The organism is Demequina mangrovi, from assembly GCF_000759715.1.
GTDB classification, from domain to species: Bacteria; Actinomycetota; Actinomycetes; order Actinomycetales; family Demequinaceae; genus Demequina; species Demequina mangrovi.
Genome location: NZ_BBLU01000012.1, coordinates 1 through 20,824 on the forward strand (window position 1 = coordinate 1; position 20,824 = coordinate 20,824).

Genomic DNA, 20,824 nt, shown 5'->3' on the forward strand with positions numbered 1-20,824 from the left:
CGGTGTCCGAGGGGGGACTTGAACCCCCACGCCCTAATACGGGCACTAGCACCTCAAGCTAGCGCGTCTGCCAATTCCGCCACCCGGACAGGTGGTCCGAGGAGCTCTTCCGAGCGCCTCAGCGCGAGAAGAACTTTAGCACGGTCTGGAGACGGCTCTTGACCACTTTCCGGAATGACTTGGTGATACCGCCGTCATGTGAAGATGCTGACGCCACCCGGGCCGACCAGCAGACCGACGACGATCAGGACGATGCCCCAGAGCACCTGCTTCTGGAAGAGGCGGATGATTCCCGCGACGACGAGGATGACGGCGAGGAGCCAGAGGATGAAGGTCATGGTGCTTCCTTTCGTTCGGTCATGCGATGTCAGGTTGTTGCACCGGGGTCAACCATCGGCGACGCCCCAGGTATTCCAACCTCTTGCTCATCGTCGCTCAGAACGCCCGTTCGCGCGCGTCGACCGGAGGGACCTTCGACCCTCGTCGGAGGTGCCCGCGCGCGTAGCGTGAGGAGCGGTCCCCCACAGCCCGTTCGGCGGCAGGAGGTGCACCGTGATCGCGTCGGTGCGAGACGTGATCTCGACCGCGTTCGTCGCGGTCGCGGCGGCGCTCGCGTGGGGGCACGCGACCGGCGCGGACATCCCCTTCACGGACTCCGCGCGCGTGACCGCAGGGCTCGTCTACCTGTTCGGATTGGGCGCGTGCGCGACCTTCTCGGCCGAGTCCTGGGAGTCCGACCCGACCCGCAAGCGGTGGTACCACCGGATCGGCTCGCTGCTGAGCGTCGTCGCGACCGGCGCGCTCGTGTGGGCGCTGGTGACCGGCGCGACGGCGGCGGTGGTCCTGCTCGCGGTCACGGTCCTCGTGAAGTGGGCCATGGCGACGCTGCGGCACCTGCTCACGAAGGCTCCTGTCGCCGCCTGACGGGGGCCCGCGCCGGGCCGCTGCGGCGGCGACGCGTGGGTGACGGCACGCCCCGCGGGGCGTCGAACGCGTAGCGCCGTACCGCTGGCAGCCAGTGCGCCGCGTCCGCGCACACGGGCGGCTCCGCGTCGGCCTCCGTTTGCGCGACCACCGTCCCCACCAGCGCCGCGAGGCCGCTGGGGAGTCCGCTGGCGATCTCGGCGAGAGGCGCCGCATCCTCGCTGACAGCAAGGACGTCGAAGAGGACACGCGCGTCGGCAAGGTGCGCGACCTGCGCGGCAATCAGCATCACGAGGGCCGCACGCCGCGCCGAGGTGATGCCCTTCCCCGTCGGGTCGTTCGCGGCGCGCACGAGGCGATAGATATTCACCATGCGCACGCCATTGCGAGGAGACGTGAGGTGCGGCATCACCGCGGCGATGAGGGCGATCTCCTCAGGCTCCAGCAGCAACGCCCGCGCCTCGACCTCGACCGGGGGCCTCGGAGCGGGCGCACTGGGCGCCGTGAATATCGCATCCGCCTCCGCGCCTTCGCCTAGATTGTCCGCGACCTCTCGCAGCAAGTCCGCATCCGAAAGCGGCACCGAGCCCCGTTCTTCTTCTCCGAGTAGGCGCAGAGTGTTGGCCGCTTCGTTGCGCCCCTGGGGTGCGGATCCGACCACAGGCCCGCGTTCCCGACCAGCGGCGCCAGCTGCGCTTGGGTCGCCGTCGCCCACGGGCTCGGCCGCGTCGACTGCGCCCTGCTCGCCGACCAGCCCCTGCACGAACGACCCGAAGTCCTCCACGGTCCGAAAGTCCGGGATCTTGTAGGCGATCTGGAAGATCTTCTCCAGGTACTCGACCGTGGTCGCGGCGCGCCCTGCATGCGCACGCGACAGGCCTGCTCGATCGGCACGAGCGGTGAGCATGTCGGGGAACTTGCGGGTGAGCGACGCCTCAAGCCAACGGGGGTCGACCGCGACCACCACCACGAAGCCTGTCTCAGCGAGCAAGAGGTGGACGGTTTCGAGGACCTCCACCACGCGCTCATGCGAGCAACGGTCGAGGTCGTCGACGTATAGGACGATGCGCTCCCTGGCGGGATCCTGCCCGACCACGTCGAACAGTCGCCTCAGTTGCCCCTGGGCGATCGCGTGGACACCCAATCGCTCTCGTAGCGCGTGATCCGCCCGGAGCTCGTTCGCGAGGTCGGCGACGGTCGGGTTCCGCAGCGTCCGCCGCCGCTTCTCGAGGTTCTCGATGCGAGCATCGATCGCGTGCATCTCGTCGTCGACTGCACGCGACACCACCCCAAGCCGTGCGAGGGACCGCCGCAACGGACCCACCGCAGCACCGAGGGCCGCGATCACCGCTGCCGCCACGGCGAACCCTCCAGGAAGCGCGAGATGGGTGAGCACGATCCCGGCAGCAGCGAGCACGAGCGCCACGACGATCAGCACCAGGTCGCGCCAATGCGGACGCGCGGTGCGGACGACGTTCCATGCGTATCGCGTCCCACGCAGCTCGTCAGCGAGCCTACCGAGGTTGAGCCCCTTAAGCGGGCCGCTCTCGTCGAGCGCGTTCGCAGCCTCCTCAAGGACCACTCTCGCCTGCCTCGCCTTGAGCGCGTCGCGCTCCGCGCGCGCCTGTGCCAGGTCAGCTGCCGCGTCTTTCGCGACCGAGGCCCTGACGACCTCCTTGTCGCCGATCTCGTCCCAGACCGCCTGCAGCAGGCTCGCAAGCAGTTCCGACTCGGCGTAATGCCAGGCGTTGAAGCGCACGTGACGCACGCGTCGCACGAAGCCGGGCTTGCCTTGGTGCGAGTCGACCTGTTCTGCGAGCTGCTCCATGAACGACGACTTCCCCGACCCCCACGCACCGAAAACCGCGATCGCGATCGGTGGGCTCACGGCCTTCGACGCGATTAGCGCCGCCATCGCTGCCCGATCCCGTGTCGAGCGGTGCAGCGTGTCGGTGACGCTCGGAGTGTCGGGCGAGTAGCCCGCGGTGAGCAGACCTGCCCCGTCCGACTCCTCTGCCTCAACTGCCGCTGGTGCAGCAAGCATGCGTTCGACGGCGTCCAGGTCCTCACCCGCAGGCTTGTTGCGCCAAGCCTCAAGCAGTGCGGTCCGGAAGTCTTGCGGGGTGATGCCGAACACCTTCGCGACCGCGGGATCGCTGTCGGCGCCTCGGACCGCGACGGCGACGACATGGCGTGAGTCCACCTCCAGCGCGCCGACCGCGCCGCAGACGTCAACGGCCTGGTCCACGAGGTCATGCGCGGTCGGAAGCGACGCGTCGGTAGGGCGGCCCGACCTCATACGCCCCAGCTCCACCCCCAGTCCAGCGAGCGCCTGCGCGACAGATTCTCGGGACATGCGGCCGATCGCCGCATACGGCGCCGCCGTGACTGACGATGTGCGCGCCGCCTCGCGGTCCCGCGTGGCGAATGGGCGCCCGATCGCCGCGACCAGCAGATCGCCGGGCGTCGCCGCAGAGTGCCCCCGCATCCCCGCGACCTGACGTGCGAAGACCAGGAGCTCGTCTGCAGAGGGGCTGCGGCGCACATCGGTTCCGGGCGGCGCGGAGTCACCTAGCACCTCCCGTGAGCCCGTGGCGGTCGCGCGATTCCCCATTCGCACCAGAATGTCACCGAGTGCATCGACGTCTTGTGCGCGGTCCAGCGCCTCGGCCAACCTCGCGACCAGGAGCTCAGCAATCGCGCCGTCGCCTCGCGCCATCCAGCCGCGAAGATCAACCGGCTCCTCGCCGCGAATCTGTTGAGGCAGGGACGTCTCATCGATGGCTGCGACCACACCCTTGCCCGCAGCGACGACGATCTCCACTCCCATGGCGAAACTCATGCTCCGGACCGCAGCGGCTGACCACACTACGATCGCTGGATCCGTCCGTGCGGCCTTACCGCCGAGCAGCGGGTCCAGCACGCTCCACCCGCCGGGTGCCTTCGTGACTTCCAGCCCGGCTTCTTCCAGTTCGGCGGCAAGGCGTAGCGCGATCTCTTCGTCCTCGCGCACGTATTCGAGCCTCACAGTGCCGGGCGCGCCTGTCATGGGCCATTCTCACCACGGCACGCGACAAGAGTCCAGGGAGATCCCGCCTTGGAGACAATTCGTACGCCTCAAGACGAAGACGTCACCGGAAGTCGCGGCTCTTCGAGGGCACCTTGAGCGACAGCGGCGAAAGGTGCTCCGCGACGAGGTTGGTCGCGCCGTCGGCCCGCTCGATGCGGCCGCGGATGATGAGCGCGGGCGAGCGGCGAGCGACGGCCTGGAACCTCTTCCACACCCCGACCGAGCAGATGACGTTGAGGAAGCCCGTCTCGTCCTCGAGCGAGATGAACGTGACGCCGCGCGCCGTGCCGGGCCGCTGGCGGTGCGTGACCACGCCGGCGACGGTGACGCGCCGCTCCGCCTCGTGGGTGAGCACCTCCGCGACGCGGAGCACGCCCGCCTTGTCGAGGCCCTCGCGCACGAAGCGCGTCGGGTAGCCCTCGACCGAGACGCCCGAGGCCCACACGTCGGCCACAGCCTCCTCGACCACGCTCATGCCGGGCAGCATGGGCGCCTGCGCGCCGGGCACGGTCCCGGGCAGCGTGTCGGGTCCCTCGCGCGACAGCACCCCCGACGCCCACAGTCCCTCGCGTCGCGTCACGCCGAGACGTTCGAGCGCGCCCGCGGTGGCGAGCGCCTCCCACTGGGCGGTGGTCAGCCCCTTCTCGGGCGCGAGGCCCGCCTGACCGGAGACGCCCTTGGGTCGGATGCGCACCCGGCGCGCCATGTCGTGCAGATCCGCGAACGGACGCTCCTCCCGCGCGGCCACGATCGCCGCCGCGGCATCGTCCCCGAGCCCGCGCACCGCGCCCAGCCCCATCCGCACGCCCAGCAGCGGGTCGACGTGCACGAGCCGCGCCATGTCCTCGCGCACCTCCTCCGGCGTCGGGAACGGCGCCTCGAGCTTCTCGACGCGCGCGAGCGCCTCGGAGCGCACCACGCAGGGTCGCAGGATCGCCTGACCGTGGCGGCGCGCATCCGCAGCGAGCGACTGCGGCGAGTAGAAGCCCATGGGCTGCGCCGCGAGCAGGCCCGCGTAGAAGGCTGCGGGCCGGTTCACCTTGAGCCAGCTCGACGCGTAGACCAGGTACGCGAACGAGAACGAGTGCGACTCCGGGAAGCCGAAGTCCGAGAACGCCTTGAGCTTGTCGAAGATCTGGTGCGCGACCTCGGCTGTGATCCCGCGCTCGTTCGCGCCGACCATGAAGCGCGCGCGCAGCGCCTCCATCCGCTCGGGGCTGCGCTTGGAGCCCATCGCGCGGCGCAGCTGGTCCGCGAGGGCGCCGTCGAAGCCGGCGGCGTCCATCGCCATCTGCATGAGCTGCTCCTGGAACAGCGGCACCCCGAGGGTCTTGCCCAGCGACCTCTCGAGCAGCGGGTGCAGGTACGTCACCTCCTCCCGTCCGCGCGCCCGGTTGATGTAGGGGTGCACGGAGCCGCCCTGGATGGGGCCGGGTCGGATGAGCGCGACCTCGATGACGATGTCGTAGAACCGCCGCGGACGGAGCCGGGGCAGGGTCGCCATCTGGGCGCGCGACTCGACCTGGAACACGCCCACGGTGTCGGCGGCGCACAGGAGGTCGTAGACGGCCGGGTCCTCCTGCGGCAGCGAGTGCAGGCCGAGGTCCTCGCCTCGCACCTCCTGCATGTAGCGGAACGCGTACTTGAGCGCGGACAGCATCCCGAGGCCGAGCAGGTCGAACTTCACCAGGCCCGCGTCGGCGCAGTCGTCCTTGTCCCACTGGAGCACGGTGCGCCCGGGCATGCGCGCCCACTCCACCGGGCACACGTCGATCACGGGCCGGTCGCACAGCACCATGCCGCCCGGGTGGATGCCCAGGTGGCGCGGCAGCCGCATGAAGCGGTCGGCGAGGTCGAGGACGTTCTCGGGGATGTGGTCGAGCTCCTGCGCGGGCGGCGGCTCGGGCCACATCGCGTCGCGCTGCTTGGCCGCCCACTCCTCCTGCTTCTCCGGCGGGACGCGCAGCGCGCTCCAGCGGTCGATGGACTTGGACCACGCGTCCTGCTGGCCCACGTCGAAGCCGAGCGCCCGCGCGGCGTCGCGCACCGCGGAGCGCGGCCGGTACTGGATCACGTTCGCGACCATCGCCGCGTTGATGCGCCCGAAGCGCTGGAAGACGTACTGGATGACCTCCTCGCGACGGTCGGACTCGATGTCGACGTCGATGTCCGGCGGCCCGTCGCGCTCGGGCGCGAGGAAGCGCTCGAACAGCAGCCCGTGCGTGACCGCGTCCACCGCGGTGACCCCGAGCGCGAAGCACACGGCCGAGTTCGCGGCCGAGCCCCGCCCCTGGCACAGGATGTCCGACCTCCGGCAGAACGCCACGATGTCCTGGACGATGAGGAAGTAGCCCGGGAAGTCGAGCGCCTCGATGACCGTGAGCTCGTGCTCGATCTGCCTCCACGCCCCCGGCACCCGCTCCGCGTCGGGAGGACCGTAGCGCTCGCGCGCGCCGCGGTAGGTGAGCTCCCGCAGCCACGTCGCCTCGGTGTGGCCCGGGGGCACGGGGTACGGCGGGAGGTTCGGCGCGACGAGGTCGAGGTCGAAGGCGCATTCCGCGCCGAGCCGCGCGGCCGTGGCGACCGCCTGCGGGTGGCGACGATGCCGGAAGGCCATCTCCCCCGCGCTGCGCAGGTGCTGGCCTGGAGAGCCGGGCAGCCAGCCGTCCATGTCGTCGAGCGAGGACCGGGCCCGGACGGCCGCGAGCGCTCCCGCGAGGTCCGCGTCGCGCGGGGTCGCGTAGTGCGCGTTGGTGGTCGCGACCAGGGGCAGCGAGGCGTCGAAGGCGAGGTCCGCGAGCGCGGCGTTGACCTCGGAGTCGTACGGCGATCCGGTGTCGGTGATCTCCACCGCGACGCCCTCGCGCCCGAAGAGCGCGACCAGCCGGTCGAGCTCGCCCCGCGCCGCGGCGTAGCCCTCGCGCGAGATGCCGCCGGCGAGCGCATCGGCCCCCGCGCGTCGCGCGCCGCCTCCCAGGCCCGCACCCCCGAGCCCCGTGAGCGCCGCCCGCACCGGCCCCTTGCGGCAGCCGGTGAGGACCAGGAGGTCCCCGCCTCCCGCCTCGGCGAGCGACTCGAGCGTGTAGCGGGCCATGCCCTTCTCCCCCGTCGCGAGATGCGCCATGCCGATCGCGTGGCTGAGACGCGAGTAGCCGGAGGCGCCGCGCGCGAGCACCACGAGATGCGAGGCGCGCGGGTCGGGCACCCCGGTGGGCGGGTCGAGGACGGGAGGCCCGCCCGGACCCTCGACGGCGAGGCTGAGCTCCGCGCCGAACACCGTGGGCAGGCCGATCTCCCGTGCCGCGCCGGCGAAGCGCACGGCGCCGTAGAGGCCGTCGTGGTCGGTGATCGCGAGCGCGCTGAGGCCCAGCCGCCCCGCCTCGGCCGCCATCTCCTCGGGCTGGCTCGCGCCGTCGAGGAAGCTGAAGGCGCTGTGGGAGTGGAGCTCGGCGTACTCGGGCACGTCAGTCATAGACGGCCTCCAGCGCCCACGCGCCGCCGCCGTACGCGAGCAGCACCGCGGTCACCTCGTCCTCGCCGTCGCGCAGCGCGACCTGCACGTACGCCCGCCGCGAGGCGTCCTCGGACCACCAGCGCTCGGAGACCGGCCACGGTCCCGCCCAGGACTCGACCGGCCGGGGGCGGTCCCACACGGGGCCCTCGACGTGGCCGACGTGGCCCGAGGAGGGGTGGCGGTTCGCGGCGCGGGCGCGCTCGTCCGACGCCTCCGCCTCGAGCCGGACCCAGGTGGGCGGCGCGCTGACGGCGAGGCGCCTGCTGATGGTGACGGGGCTGCCGCCGGCGTCCAGCACGAGCGCGGGACGCGCCACGGGCGGCACCGTCGCGGGAGGCGGGTCGGGGATCCGGCCCGGCCACGGGTGCGCGACCGCGCGGGCGGGTGACGCCTCCTGGCCCCAGGGCGCCGCATGCACCCTGTCGCGGGGAGAGCGTCCGCCCTGCTCGGCGACCGCGAGCACGCCCTCGAGGCCCAGCAGCCCCTGGACGCGTTCGAGGGCACGATGCGCGCGCGAGTCCGCGCCCGACGTCCCGCCCCACAGATAGGCCTGCTCGGCTCCGAGCGGGACCACGTCCTCGGCGACGAGCCCGAGGGAGACCAGCCCCGACGGCGCGGGAGCCTCGCCCCCCTTCTCCCCGCCGCCCGCGGTGCCGGACAGCCAGCCCTCGAGCTGCCAGCGCACGCGGTCCGTCATGTGGCGCGCGAACGCGCCGGCGCGCGTGCCGACGTCGGTGCGCCACACGCGCTCGAGCTCCTCGCCCTTCTCGGTGCGCGCCGTGATGCGCACGCGCCCGCAGCGCACCCCCGCGTCGAGGAGCGCCTGGTCGAGGCTCGCGGCGGCGACCGCCGCGGCGTGGGTGAGCTGCTCGATCCGTTCGGCGGGGTCCTCGAACACGTGCTCGACGGCGATGTCCTCCTCGCTGCGGCGCAGCACCGGCGGCGCGAGGTCCTCGCCCGAGGCGAGCCGATGCGCCCACACCCCGACCGGGCCGAAGCGCGCGAGCACGTCCGCGAAGGGCAACGCCGCGAGGTCCCCGAGGGTCATGATGCCGAGCCGCGTGAGCACGCTCGCGAGACGGTCCACCTCGGTGCGCTGCACCCGCTCCATGGCCGCGAGCGCGAGCGAGTCGATGGGCGCGGGCGCGAGGTAGTCCCGCGAGGCTCCCGCGGGCACCAGCTCCGAGGACCGCGCCGCGAGCACGGCGGCGAGCAGCCCGTCCGCCGCGCCGACCGCGCACTCCACCCCCGCCTGCTCCGCGACCGCGCCGACGAGCGCCTCCGCGAGCGCCTCCTCCGAGCCGTGGAAGCGCGCGGCACCGTCCGCGGGGATCGCGAGCAGCCCCGGGCGCGTGATCTCCACGCCGGAGACCACCTGCTCGGCCGCCGCGGCGACGGCCTCGAAGCGGCGCGAGTCCCGCCCCTCGTCGTGCGGCAGGATCACCAGCTCGGGGCAGGCGCGCTGCGCGAGCCGGCGCGTGCTCCCTCGCCTCACCCCGGCGGACCGGGCCGCGGCGGACACCGCCACCAACCCGCGCCCGTGCAGCACCGCGGCCGGCGCGTCCGCGCCCAGGCCCGCCTCCGTCATCGCCGCGACCACGGGCCAGTCCGGCACCCACAGCACGGCGCGCCGCACCACGGTCACCACGCTCATGCCGCACCCCCGAGCGCGCGCAGGGACATCGACGGCGCCTCCGCACCGCGCCGCACCGGGGCGACGCCCACGGACGCCCCCTCGATCGGCAGCGTCACGAGCCGCGCGAGACCCCCGCGACGCTCCTCGACGCGCACGGTGAGCTCGCGCCCGCGCAGGCGGCCGTCGCCCGCGCCGAGCCCGTGCCAGCGGGAGGCGACCGCGGTGAGGGCGACATGCGCGCCCGTCCATGGACCCTCGGCGAGGATGACGGAGCCGCGCTCGCGCGCACGGGAGGCGAGCCGGCGGCGGTCCGCGTCGGACAGCGCGAGCCGCGGCCCGAGCAGCACCACGTCCATGCCGTCGACGCAGGCGCCGGCCACCGTGGCCGCCTGCGCGCCGGGATGAGGCATGAGCGCCAGCCGCGCGAGATCGAGCCCGCGCCTCGCCGCCGCGACGACCCCGAGCGACGGCATCCCCACCGCCGCGGTCCACGAGCCCTCCTCGGAGGCCGCGGCCGCGAGCGCGAGCATGAGGGAGGTCGAGCCGACCACGGAGACCACCTGACCGCGGCGCAGCCCCTGGGGCATCACCTGGTCGAGCATCGGGGCGAGCGGAAGCGCGGGCGCCTCCCAGCGCTCTCGCGTGGTGCCCACGCGCCGCTGCACCCCCGCGAGCGCCTCACGCGCCCGGGCGAGCCTCGCCTCGGCCGTCTCCATGAGGCCCCACCTCCCGCATCGTCCCCGCGCCGTCGACCATCCGCTCGAACATTCGTTCGAACATATGTTCGATTATGACGCGCCCCTCCGACAGCGGGCAACACCGCAGGAAGGCGCGGAGGGGCGGGACGGAACGGACGTCAGCGCACGCGCAGCTCCCACATCGCGACCGCCGAGGCGGCGGCGACGTTGAGCGAGTCCACGCCCCCGTGCATGGGGATGACGACCGCCTCGTCGACATGCGCGAGCGCCTGGCGCGTGAGCCCGTCTCCCTCGGTGCCCATGAGGAGCGCGACCCGCTCCCCCGCGCGCGCGGCGAAGTCGTCCAGCGCCGCCGCATCGTCCCGCAGCGCCAGCCCGGCGACCGTGAAGCCGAGACCGCGCAGCTCGTCGAGCGCGTCGGGCCAGGACTCGGCGCGCGTCCACGGCACCTGGAAGACCGTGCCCATGGAGACCTTGACCGAGCGCCTGTACAACGGATCGGCGCACGTGGGCGAGACGATCACGGCGTCCGCGCCGATGCCCGCCGCGGACCGGAAGATCGCGCCGACGTTGGTGTGATCGACCAGCCCCTCGAGCACCACGACCCGTCGTGCGTCGCGCACCAGGTCCGCGAGCGCCGGCAGCTCGGGCCTCTCCATCGACGCGAGCGCGCCCCGATGCACCTGGTAGCCGGTCACGTCCTCGAGCAGCGCCGCGGGCGCGAGGTACACCGCGGTCCCGTCGGGCACCACCGGCGTCACCGAGTCGAGCCAGCGCTCGCTCACCAGCACCGAGCGGGGACGATGCCCGGCCCGCAGCGCCCGCGCGATCACCTTCGCACCCTCCGCCATGTAGAGGCCGCGCTCGGGCTCGAGCACGCGCCGCAGCGCGACGTCGGTGAGCCCGCGGTAGTCGGCGAGGCGGGGGTCGGCTGGGTCGTCGACGGCGATCACGGTCATGAGGGCATTGTCCCAGCGTCCGCGGGCGGCCGGGCGCCGTCGGGCGTAGCGTGGAGGTATCGACGATGCCGTCGATACCGCTGGAGGGAAGCGGCCATGCACGGGCTCGACCAGAGGCTCGACCGGTGGGTCGAGGCGGGGATCATCACCCCGGAGACGGCGGCCGACCTGCGCCGATTCGAGGCGGCGCACCCGGAGCCCGCGGCCGCAGAGACGCCGACCTCGAGCCGCTCGCTCGCGCTCATCGGCGAGGTCATCGGCTACCTCGGCGCCGTCCTCGCCGTCTCGGCTGTTGCGTTCCTCCTGGGGCGCGCCTGGGAGGACCTCCCCACCGCCGGACGGATCGCGCTGGCCGCCGCGCTCACCGCGCTCGTCGCCACCGCGGGAGCCATGGCGGCGCGCACCGCCGCGGCGCCGGCGCAGCGTCTCGCGTCGGTGCTGCTGGTCGCGGCGGTGGCGCTCAGCGGATGGCTCGCCTGGGTGGTCGCGGACGATGCGGCCGGCGTCGACGACGAGCACATCGGCCGATGGGTGACGGGCGTGGTCGCGCTCGCCGCGACGGCCGTCTACCTGGCCAGGCGGCGCGGGCTCACGCAGATCGCGCTGCTCGTCTCGCTCGCCTGGGCGCTGCAGACCTTCACCGAGCCGTGGGAGGCGGAGCGGACCGCGCTCGCGCTCGGGCTGCCCTGGACGGTGCTCGGGCTCGGCTGGGTCGCGCTCGCGCTCACGCCGCTCCTGCCGCCCCGCACGCCCGCGCTCGTCACCGGCGGTCTGATGGCCTGCCTCGGGCTGCAGATCGCGGCCGAGGGGGACGTGCGCGGCTGGATGCTCGCCGCACTGGTCGCGCTCGGTGCGTGGGCCGTGGTCGTCGCGGCCGTCCGCCGACCGCTGGTGCCGCTCATCGTCCCTGGCGCGGTCGGGGTCCTCGCGGGGGTGCCGCAGCTGATCGATCACCTCGTCGGCGACGCGGTGCTCACCTGGCTGGGCGTGCTGGTCGCGGGGCTCGCGCTCGTCGGCGTCGCGATCTGGATGGTCCGCGAGCGCCGCCGCCCGCCCGGCGGGCCGGGACCCGCGGCCGACGCCGAGGACGAGACCGTCGTCACGCCCTGAGGCCGTCCCCGCCGCGGGCCGTCACACGCGGCGGGGACACGCGGGGGCCCCGGAGGATCGCTCCTCCGGGGCCCGTCGGGAACCTGCTACTGACCCTTCTCGGCGTCCGGGTCGAACGGCTTGCCGGAGCCCGTGCCCGCCTGCTCCGCCTCGGCGGAGAAGCCCTCCGCCTGGCGGCGCGCCTCCTCGAGCGCGGCGCGCGGGTCGGCGAGCGCCGACGTGATCCGCGAGGTGCGCTGCTTCGCGCGCTCCGCGTCGCGCTCGAGCGGCTCCGCCTCGTCGGTCACCCCGAAGCCCGCGGCCACGGCCTTGAGCGCACCCGTGAACTCGGTGGGCACGAACCACATCTGGTTGTTGTTGGCCTTCGCGACCTCCGGAAGCATCTGGAGGTACTGGTAGGACAGCAGCTTGGAGTCCGCGTCGCCCTCGTGGATCGCGTCGAACACCTGGAGGATCGCGCGCGCCTCACCCTCGGCCTTGAGGATCCTGGACTGCGCCTCGCCCTCGGCCTTGAGGATCGCCGACTGCTTCTCGCCCTCCGCGGTGAGGATCGCCGACTGCTTGACACCCTCCGCCGTGAGGATCGCGGCGCGGCGGTCACGCTCGGCGCGCATCTGCTTCTCCATCGAGTCCTTGATGGACAGCGGCGGCTCGATCGACTTCAGCTCCACGCGGTTGACGCGGATGCCCCACTTGCCGGTCGCGTCGTCGAGCACGCCGCGCAGCTGGCCGTTGATCTGGTCGCGGCTGGTGAGCGTCTGCTCGAGGTCCATGGTTCCGACGATGTTGCGGAGCGTGGTCGTCGTGAGCTGCTCGACACCGGTGATGTAGTTGGCGATCTCGTAGACCGCCGACTTGGGGTCCGTCACCTGGAAGTAGATGACCGTGTCGATGTCGACCACGAGGTTGTCGGACGTGATGACCGACTGCGGCGGGAAGGAGTACACCATCTCGCGCAGGTCGACCTTGGCGCGCACCTTGTCGATGAAGGGCACCAGCAGGTGCAGGCCCGCGTCCATGGTCGAGTGGTAGCGCCCCAGGCGCTCGACCAGGTAGGCCTGCGTCTGCTGCACCACGATGATCGCGCGCGCGATCGCGGCGATGACGAAGATCGCGAGGACGGCGAGCGCCACCCAGACGATGATCGTGCCGATGTCATCCATCTCAGCTCTCCTTCTCGGGCGCGACCACAGCGGTCGCGCCATCGATCCTCAGCACGGTCACGTCCGAGCCCTCGGGGATCGCAGGCGCATCGTCCTCGGTGCGCGCCGACCACACCTCCCCGTTGAGCTTGACCCGACCGGTCGTCTCCGTGACAGCGTCGATCGCGCGGGCCTCCCGGCCCACGAGCGCCGCCGTGTTGGTGCTGGCCGCACCCTCGCCCTTCGCGCGCAGGGAGCGCAGCAGGAAGGGCCGGAGCCCTCCGATCAGCGCCGCCGCGACCGCGAGCGCGATGATGACGCTCAGCCACCAGGGCGCGCCCAGCAGAGCGGCGACACCGCCCGCGATCGCACCGCCCGCGAGCATGATGAACAGCAGGTCGAGAGTGAAGATCTCGACCGCGCCGAGCACCATCGCCGCGATGAACCACCATAGGAACTGTTCCACAGCATCCTCCTTCTCCTGGGACGCTAGCAGGGACGCGAGGAGGCGCGCATCGTCCGCCGGGACGATGCGCGCCTCCTCCCCCAGGATGGAGCGTCATGCCTGGTGTCAGGCGGCGAGGGGCTCCGAGTTACGCGCCTCGGTCGCGGCCGCCCGGTCCGCGCGGTGGCCGCGCCACGCGCGCGAGATCGCCCACGCCCAGACCGCCACGATCACGGCGTAGACGGCCCATGCGTACGGTGCCACAGCCGCGAGCGTGTCGGTGTGCAGCAGGGTGCGCGCGTTGGTGAGGAGGATCATGCCGCCGACCGCCGCGCCGAGCATGCGCGGGGGCACGTGCCGGACGAGGTAGGCGGCGAGCGGCGCGGCGACGAGGCCGCCCGCGAGGAGGGCGAGGACCCAGCCGAAGTCGATGCCCGAGGTGCCGAGCCCGAAGAGGAAGCCGACCGAGGCCGCGGCGGCGACGAGGAACTCCGAGGTGTCGATCGAGCCGACGACCTTGCGCGGCTCCATGCGGCCCGAGGCGAGCAGCGTCGGCGTGCCGATGGGGCCCCAACCGCCACCTCCCGTCGCGTCGACGAAGCCCGCGACGAGGCCGAGCGGGCTGAGGAAGCGCGTGCGCAGCGGGCGCGCGGCCTTCTCGGCGCTCACCTTGGTGCCGGTGAAGCGGGTGAGGACGTAGATGCCGAGCGCGAACAGGACCATGGCCATGATCGGTCCGGCGGCGTCGGTCGAGATGCTCGACAGGAAGGTGGCGCCGGCGAACGCGCCGATCGCGCCGGGGACGCCGACGCGCCACACGACGCGCCAGTCGACGTTGCCGAAGCGCGCGTGCGCGATGCCCGACGCGAGCGTGGTGCCCACCTCCGCGAGGTGGACGGTCGCCGAGGCGAGGGCCGGGGACAGCCCCACGGCGAGCATGAGCGTGGACGAGGTGACGCCGTACGCCATGCCGAGGCTGCCGTCGACGAGCTGCGCTCCGAAGCCGACGATCGCCACCAGGACGAGTGTGCGCATGAGATGCCTCCACCCGAGCCGGGCGCGCGGCGCGACCATGAGTCGGGTGACGCTAAACATACCTACCTAGTGGGTAGGAATCAATCCCTACTCAACAGATAGGTTGGTCTGCGCGTCCTCCCATGCCGACTGGTCGTCGACGAGCGCACGGATCTCCCCCGGCAGCGCGCCGGCCGCGAGGTCGGCGACGGTGACGCGCTCGAGCACGCCTCGGATCGCGGCGCGCACCGCGACCCAGATGGTGAGCAGCTCGGAGGCGGCGCCGTCGTACTCGAGTCCCGACGGCCGCTCCCCTCGCACGAAGATGAGGGGGCCGTCGACGGCGCGCACCACGTCCGCGAGCGAGATCTCGGAGGCGTCGCGCGTGAGCCGGTAGCCGCCGCCGATGCCGCGCTGGCCCACCACCAGCCCCTCGTCGCGCAACGCGGTGAGGATCCCCTCGAGGAACTTCCGCGGGATCGCCTGGCTCGCGGCGATCTCGCTGGTGGTGCACGGCACGCCGGCGCGGGCGAGCTCCGCGACGGCCCGCAGGGCGTAGTCGGCGCGCGCGGAGATCTTCATGCGTCAGGCGCGGCGGGCGGCGTAGCGGCCGCCGGAGGCGACCAGCTCGACGGGCATGCCGTAGGTCTGCGACAGCGCCTCCGCGGTGAGCGTCTCCTCGATGGGGCCGGCCGCGACGATCTCACCGCCGCGCAGCAGCATCACGTGGGTGAAGCCCACGGGGATCTCCTCGACGTGGTGCGTCACCATGACGATCGCCGGGGAGCGCCGATCGCCGGCCAGCTCGGAGAGCGCGGAAAGCAGCTCCTCGCGGCCGCCGAGGTCGAGGCCGGCCGCGGGCTCGTCGAGCAGCAGGACCTCGGGGTCCGGCATGAGAGAGCGCGCCACCTGGACGCGCTTGCGCTCGCCCTCGGACAGCGTGCCGAACTCGCGGTCCGCGAAGCCCTCCATGCCGAAGGCCCACAGCAGCGCGTCGGCGCGATCCTCGTCGAACGAGTCGTACTCCTCCTGCCAGCGCCCGGTGACCCCGTGCGCGGCCGTCATGACGACGTTGCGGACGGTCTCGTGCGGAGGGATGCGCTCCGCGAGCGCGGCGCTCGACAGGCCCACACGCACACGGAGCTCCCGCGTGTCGGTGTCGCCCAGGTGCTCGCCGAGGACGGTCGCCGACCCCTCGGTCGGGAACATCCGCGCGGACGCGATCTGCATCAGCGTGGTCTTGCCCGCGCCGTTCGGACCGAGGATCACCCACCGGTCGCTGTCCGCGACGCTCCAGGACACGTCCCGGAGGATCTCGTTGTCACCACGGCGCACCCGCACGCCCTCGAAGCCGAGCACCTCAGTCATGGCGGTGAGCCTATCCAAGAATCGAGCGGTACACGCCCAAGGTGCGCTCCCCGATCGCCTCCCACGAGAAGCTCTCCGCGGCGCGACGACGGCCCGCCTCGCCCATCGTCCGCGCACGCTCCTGGTCCGACACCATGTCGGTGAGCGCGGCGGCGAGGTCGCCGGCGAAGCCCTCGGGGTCGAGCGGCGTGCCCGTCCCGTCCTGGACCTGCTCGATCGGGACCAGCGTGCCGGTCTCGCCCGGCACCACCACCTCCGGGATGCCGCCGGTCGCGGTCGCGACCACCGGCAGGCCCACGGCCATGGCCTCGAGGTTGACGATGCCCAGCGGCTCGTAGACCGACGGGCACACGAACGCGGTGCAGGCGTCGAGCACCGCGACGAGGTCGGGGCGCGGCAGCATCTTCTCGATCCAGACCACGCCGGAGCGCTCCTCCTGGAGCCCCGCGACCGCGCCCGAGACCTCGGCGGCGATCTCCTTGGTGTCCGGCGCGCCCGCGCACAGCACCACCTGGATGTCCTTGGGGAGCTGCTCGACCGCCTTGAGGAAGTACGGCAGGCCCTTCTGACGCGTGATCCGGCCGACGAAGACGATGGCCGGGCGGGTCGGGTCGATGCCGTGCTCGGCGACCACCGCATCGGCCTTCGCGCGCGCCTCGTCGGTCGACGGCGCGGCCCAGGCGTCGACGTCGATGCCGTTGTGGACCACCTGCACCTTGGCGGGATCGACGTCCGGGTAGCAGCGCAGCACGTCCTGACGCATGCCCTCGCTCACGGCGATCACGGCGTCCGCGGCCTCGTAGGCGGTCTTCTCGATCCAGCTCGACACACGGTAGCCGCCGCCCAGCTGCTCGGCCTTCCACGGGCGCAGCGGCTCGAGCGAGTGCGCGGACAGCACGTGCGGGACGCCGTGCAGCCGCGCGGCGAGGTGGCCGGCCATGTTCGCGTACCACGTGTGCGAATGGACGAGGTCGGCGCCGGCGCAGTCCTTGGCCATCGGCAGGTTGTGCGCGAGCACGTCGAGCGAGGCGTCGCCGACCCCTCCCCCGAGCGCGTCGTAGCCGGTGACGCCCGGCTCCTCGCGCGGTCCGTCGAACGCGCGCACGCGCACGTCGAGGTGCTCGCGGAGGACCGCGGCGAGCTCCGTGACGTGGACGCCGGCACCTCCGTAGATGTGGGGCGGGTACTCGCGGGTGAGGATGTCGACGCGCATGGCCCCACGCTAGCGGCTCGCCCGGCGCGGGGCCTCCCTCACCCGCCCTATGCCCCTTATGCTGGACATATGTCAGCGCCGAAAGTTCTCGCCATCGTCCTTGCTGGAGGTGAGGGCAAGCGACTGATGCCCCTCACCGCGTCGCGTGCGAAGCCCGCCGTCCCCTTCGGAGGCACGTACCGGCTCATCGACTTCGCCCTGAGCAACCTGGTGAACTCCGGGTACCTCCATGTGGTGGTGCTGACGCAGTACAAGTCGCACTCGCTCGACCGCCACATCGCCCGCACGTGGCGCATGTCGCCGCTGCTCGGCAACTACGTCGCCCCCGTGCCCGCGCAGCAGCGCCGCGGCCCGCACTGGTACCTCGGCTCGGCCGACGCGATCTATCAGACCGTCAACATCATCGAGGACGAGTCGCCGGACATCGTCGTGATCGTCGGCGCGGACCACGTCTACCGCATGGACTTCTCGCAGATGGTCGACGCGCACATCGAGTCGGGCGCGGAGTTCTCCGTCGCGGGCATCCGCCAGCCGATCTCCCTCGCCGACCAGTTCGGCGTCATCGACGTCGACCCCGCGAGCCCCGACCGCATCCGCGCCTTCCTCGAGAAGCCCAAGGACCCGGCCGGGCTGCCGGACAGCCCCGGCGAGATCCTCGCCTCGATGGGCAACTACGTCGCCAACGCCGACGCGCTGCTCGAGGCACTCACCGCGGACGCCGACAACCCCTCGTCCAAGCACGACATGGGCGGCGACATCGTCCCCTACTTCGTCGACAAGGGCACCTGCGGCTTCTACGACTTCATCCGCAACGACGTTCCGGGCTCGACCGACCGCGACCGCGACTACTGGCGCGACGTCGGAACGCTCGACATGTACTTCGACGCGCACATGGACCTCATCGCCGTGCAGCCGGTCTTCAACGTCTACAACGACAAGTGGCCGCTGCACCAGGGCCTCGTCACGCACCCGCCGGCCAAGTTCATCCACTCCGAGGAGGGACGCCTCGGCCACGCCGCGGACTCCATCGTCTCCCCCGGCGTGATCGTGTCGGGCGCGACGGTGACGGGTTCGGTGCTGTCGCCGGGGGTGCGCCTGCACTCGTGGTCGACCGTGTCCGACTCGGTGCTGCTCGACGGCGTCCAGGTGAACCGCCACGCCCAGGTGCACCGCGCGATCCTCGACAAGAACGTGGTGGTCCAGGAGGGCGCGCGCGTCGGCATCGACCGCGAGGCGGACCTCGCGCGCGGCTTCACCGTCACCGAGACCGGGATCACCGTCGTGGCGAAGGGGACGGTCGTCGACCGATGAGGCTCTGCGTCCTCGACGTCGACTCCACCCTGATCACCGCCGAGGTCATCGAGCTCATCGCCGCCCGGGCGGGCACGCGCGAGCGCGTCGCGGAGATCACCGAGCGCGCGATGCGCGGGGAGCTCGACTTCTCTTCCTCCCTAGCCGAGCGCGTCGCGACCCTCGCGGGCGTGCCCGACACCGTGTTCGCCGAGGTGCGCGCCGAGGTCGAGTTCACCCCGGGCGTGCGCGAGCTCATCGCCGGGCTCCAGGCCGCCGGCTGGGAGGTCGCGCTGGTCTCGGGCGGTTTCGAGGAGGTGGTCGGCTCGCTCGCGTCCGCGCTGGGGATCACGCGCTACCGCGCGAACCGCCTCGAGGTGGCCGATGGCCGGCTCACCGGCCGCACCGTCGGCCCCGTGATCGACAGGGCGGCCAAGGCGCAGACGCTGCGCGAGTTCGCGGCGGAGGTCGGCTGCCCGCTCGAGGACGCGGTCGCGATCGGCGACGGCGCGAACGACCTCGACATGATGGCGACCGCGGGCCTCGGCATCGCCTGGCGCGCCAAGCCCGTGGTCCAGGAGAAGGCGGACATCGCCCTCAACGGCCCCAGCCTCGCCGAGGCGCTGCCGCTCCTGCTCGGCCGCGGCTGAGCGACGCGTTCCTCGTCGCGCGCTTGCAGTCGCGTGCGCGCGCATGCGGATGGACCGTGCGACATGAAGACGTGCTGTGCTGCCTCCTCGCACCTTTCACGCACGAAGGCCCGGGCGGCGAGGGGCTGATGGCACGCACTCGCGCCTTTCACGGACGAGCGTGGTGACGGGCTGGTCGGATCGTGGCGAACGCCGACCCTCGTCGCGACCGCGCGCTCGTGCATGAAAGGTGCGAGGACGCCGACACGAAGGTGTCCACCTTGCGAGGCCGCCGCCCCTTCGTGCGCCGCGGCCCTCCGGTGGCGAGACTCCGCGGGCCCGACGCGCCGGAACCGAGCGATCAGCTCAGGCGTGCGCGCGCGGCGATCGCCATGATCGCGAAGGCCTGCGCCTCGGCGCTGGTGCCGGGCGCGTCGAAGCCCGGTGCGCCGCACACCTCGTGCGCGAGGCCGTCCGCGTCGACGTGCGCGAGGGCCGCGTCCGCCCAGCGCGCCGCATCGTCCGCGTACGAGGCGGGGAGCCAGCCGTCGGCGACGCCCGTGAAGGCCGCGTACGCCAGCATGAGCCCCGCGGTGCCGTCCACGAAGGACGAGGCGTCGTCGAGGACGTCGTGGAAGCGGCCGTCCTCGCGCTCGTGACGCGCGCACGCGTCCAGCAGCGCGCGGGTCTCCGCCTGCCAGCGCTCGCGCACCGTCTCGGCCTCGACCCCGAGGTGAAGCGCGCGGGCCATGCCGGCAGCGATCCAGCCGTTGCCGCTCGCCCAGAACGCGTCACGGGTGAAGGTGCGGGAGGCCATGTCGAAGCGATGCCGGTACAGTCCGGTCGCCTCGTCCCACAGCTGCTCACGATGCATGCGGTACTGCATGTCCGCGGGCGCGAGATCGCCGGCGGCGACGAGCGCGGGCACCACCATGTACACGGAGTCCGCCCAGACCTCGGACGAGCCCTTGAGGTGATGCAGCACGCCCCAGTCATCGCGCGGCGAGTAGCGCAGCAGCCACCAGCGCTGGCGCTGCGCGGCCTCCGCGGCGGCGTCATCGGACACGCCCAGCAGCAGCGCGGCCTCGATGAGCGAGCCGGAGTTCACGGCCCCCGCATCGTCCATCGCGCCGAGCTGACCGTCGGCGTCCTGGCGCGCGACGGCGTCGCGCGCGAGCAGGCGCGCGAGCACCTCATCGCCCGAGTCGATCGCGGCGTGCGAGGCAACGCCCTGCTCCCACGCGAAGCGCTGCATGCTCAGCAGCGCACGCCAGAGCGAAGCGGTGGAGACGGAGGTCACTCCTCGACGTCGCGGCCCGAGAGGACCGCGGTGAGGCGACCGCAACGCGAGGTGATCTCGGACCACGGGCAGTCGAACTCGAGCACCGCGGCGGTGCCCGTCGGCAGCCCGTGCGCGACGCGCTGGAGCGCGGTCTTGTCCGAGCCCGGGCCGGCGAGGTGCGCGGCCGCGGCCGACGACGTGGGCTCGTGACCCACGACCACGACGGTCTCGGCGTCGCCCGCGCCGTTCAGCACCTCGAGGAGCCCGGCGACGTGCGTCTCGTACAGCTCCTCCTCGAACCGGGTGTCGCAGTCGGGCAGCGCGGCGGACATGAGCTTCCACGTCTGCTGCGTGCGCACCGACGGCGAGACGAGCGCGAGGTCGGGGCTGAGACCCGCCTCGGCGATCACCTGGCCCAGGCGCGTGGAGGCCTTGCGACCGATGAGCTCGAGGGCGCGGTCCGAGTCGTTGAGGCCGGGCGCGGGGGCCTCGGCCTTGGCGTGGCGGGCGAGGATCAGCGTAGGCACGGT

18 protein-coding genes and 1 tRNA gene are annotated in these 20,824 nt (G+C 72.7%); 4 read left to right on the forward strand and 15 right to left on the reverse strand.

What is annotated here, in order from left to right; translation table 11 throughout:
- Window positions 1–3 precede the first annotated feature (3 nt).
- Window positions 4–89 (reverse strand) — tRNA-Leu (locus TR42_RS10310).
- A 105-nt stretch (window positions 90–194) separates the two neighbouring features.
- Window positions 195–338: a GPGG-motif small membrane protein gene (locus TR42_RS15135; protein WP_169742210.1), complete on the reverse strand. Its 144-nt coding sequence runs from the start codon at window positions 336–338 to the stop codon at window positions 195–197.
- Window positions 339–552: 214 nt separating this feature from the next.
- On the opposite strand from TR42_RS15135, the gene TR42_RS10315 reads away from it, so the two are divergent.
- Window positions 553–924, forward strand: a complete 372-nt coding sequence (locus TR42_RS10315; RefSeq protein ID WP_042215555.1) for a hypothetical protein — start codon at window positions 553–555, stop codon at window positions 922–924.
- Here TR42_RS10315 and TR42_RS10320 read toward each other — a convergent pair.
- The 5 genes from TR42_RS10320 to TR42_RS10340 form a co-directional block, all read right to left on the reverse strand.
- The gene (locus tag TR42_RS10320; protein WP_042215557.1) at window positions 899–3,973 is read right to left on the reverse strand and encodes a P-loop NTPase fold protein; all 3,075 of its coding nucleotides are present in this window, start codon (window positions 3,971–3,973) and stop codon (window positions 899–901) included. The genes TR42_RS10315 and TR42_RS10320 overlap by 26 nt on opposite strands.
- 82 nt (window positions 3,974–4,055) lie before the next feature.
- Window positions 4,056–7,466 carry an error-prone DNA polymerase gene (locus tag TR42_RS10325; RefSeq protein WP_042215559.1) on the reverse strand — a complete coding sequence of 1,137 codons (3,411 nt, stop codon included), beginning with the start codon at window positions 7,464–7,466 and terminating at the stop codon, window positions 4,056–4,058.
- Window positions 7,459–9,162 carry a DNA polymerase Y family protein gene (locus TR42_RS10330; RefSeq protein ID WP_052405945.1) on the reverse strand — a complete coding sequence of 568 codons (1,704 nt, stop codon included), beginning with the start codon at window positions 9,160–9,162 and terminating at the stop codon, window positions 7,459–7,461. Before TR42_RS10330 ends, TR42_RS10325 begins: the two co-directional genes overlap by 8 nt.
- Window positions 9,159–9,860 carry a DnaE2-dependent mutagenesis accessory factor ImuA' gene (gene imuA' / locus TR42_RS10335; protein ID WP_074789532.1) on the reverse strand — a complete coding sequence of 234 codons (702 nt, stop codon included), beginning with the start codon at window positions 9,858–9,860 and terminating at the stop codon, window positions 9,159–9,161. The genes TR42_RS10330 and imuA' overlap by 4 nt, the downstream gene beginning before the upstream one ends.
- A gap of 140 nt (window positions 9,861–10,000) precedes the next feature.
- Complete coding sequence (locus TR42_RS10340) at window positions 10,001–10,801, reverse strand: TrmH family RNA methyltransferase (protein ID WP_042215561.1); 801 nt, start codon at window positions 10,799–10,801, stop codon at window positions 10,001–10,003.
- 96 nt (window positions 10,802–10,897) lie between these two features.
- Here TR42_RS10340 and TR42_RS10345 point away from each other — a divergent pair, with 96 nt between their 5' ends.
- Window positions 10,898–11,911 (forward strand): DUF2157 domain-containing protein, encoded by a 1,014-nt coding sequence (locus TR42_RS10345; RefSeq protein ID WP_042215563.1) that lies wholly within the window; start codon window positions 10,898–10,900, stop codon window positions 11,909–11,911.
- Window positions 11,912–11,997: 86 nt separating this feature from the next.
- On the opposite strand, the gene TR42_RS10350 is transcribed toward TR42_RS10345, so the two are convergent.
- The 6 genes from TR42_RS10350 to glgA form a co-directional block, all read right to left on the reverse strand.
- Entirely contained in the window at window positions 11,998–13,074 is a 1,077-nt protein-coding gene (locus tag TR42_RS10350) for an SPFH domain-containing protein (RefSeq protein WP_042215564.1), read from the reverse strand.
- Between the two features lies 1 nt (window position 13,075).
- Window positions 13,076–13,519, reverse strand: a complete 444-nt coding sequence (locus tag TR42_RS10355) for an NfeD family protein (protein WP_236623427.1) — start codon at window positions 13,517–13,519, stop codon at window positions 13,076–13,078.
- Window positions 13,520–13,624: 105 nt separating this feature from the next.
- A complete protein-coding gene (locus TR42_RS10360) occupies window positions 13,625–14,533 on the reverse strand; it encodes a sulfite exporter TauE/SafE family protein (RefSeq protein WP_042215620.1) in 909 nt (302 codons plus the stop codon).
- An 87-nt stretch (window positions 14,534–14,620) separates the two neighbouring features.
- A complete protein-coding gene (locus tag TR42_RS10365) occupies window positions 14,621–15,094 on the reverse strand; it encodes an RrF2 family transcriptional regulator (protein WP_042215566.1) in 474 nt (157 codons plus the stop codon).
- Between the two features lie 3 nt (window positions 15,095–15,097).
- Complete coding sequence (locus TR42_RS10370) at window positions 15,098–15,880, reverse strand: ABC transporter ATP-binding protein (protein WP_042215568.1); 783 nt, start codon at window positions 15,878–15,880, stop codon at window positions 15,098–15,100.
- A 10-nt stretch (window positions 15,881–15,890) separates the two neighbouring features.
- The gene (gene glgA, locus TR42_RS10375) at window positions 15,891–17,093 is read right to left on the reverse strand and encodes a glycogen synthase (protein WP_042215570.1); all 1,203 of its coding nucleotides are present in this window, start codon (window positions 17,091–17,093) and stop codon (window positions 15,891–15,893) included.
- 69 nt (window positions 17,094–17,162) lie between these two features.
- Between glgA and glgC the strand changes: the two genes are divergently transcribed.
- Window positions 17,163–18,404, forward strand: coding sequence for a glucose-1-phosphate adenylyltransferase (glgC, locus tag TR42_RS10380; protein WP_042215572.1), 1,242 nt, complete (start codon window positions 17,163–17,165; stop codon window positions 18,402–18,404).
- The gene (gene serB, locus TR42_RS10385) at window positions 18,401–19,033 is read left to right on the forward strand and encodes a phosphoserine phosphatase SerB (RefSeq protein WP_042215574.1); all 633 of its coding nucleotides are present in this window, start codon (window positions 18,401–18,403) and stop codon (window positions 19,031–19,033) included. The genes glgC and serB overlap by 4 nt, the downstream gene beginning before the upstream one ends.
- Before the next feature lie 340 nt (window positions 19,034–19,373).
- Here serB and TR42_RS10390 read toward each other — a convergent pair whose 3' ends face one another.
- On the reverse strand, window positions 19,374–20,312 hold the full coding sequence (locus TR42_RS10390; RefSeq protein WP_081953313.1) for a glycoside hydrolase family 88 protein: 939 nt from the start codon (window positions 20,310–20,312) through the stop codon (window positions 19,374–19,376).
- Window positions 20,309–20,821, reverse strand: coding sequence for a SixA phosphatase family protein (locus tag TR42_RS10395; RefSeq protein ID WP_042215575.1), 513 nt, complete (start codon window positions 20,819–20,821; stop codon window positions 20,309–20,311). Before TR42_RS10395 ends, TR42_RS10390 begins: the two co-directional genes overlap by 4 nt.
- Window positions 20,822–20,824: the final 3 nt, after the last annotated feature.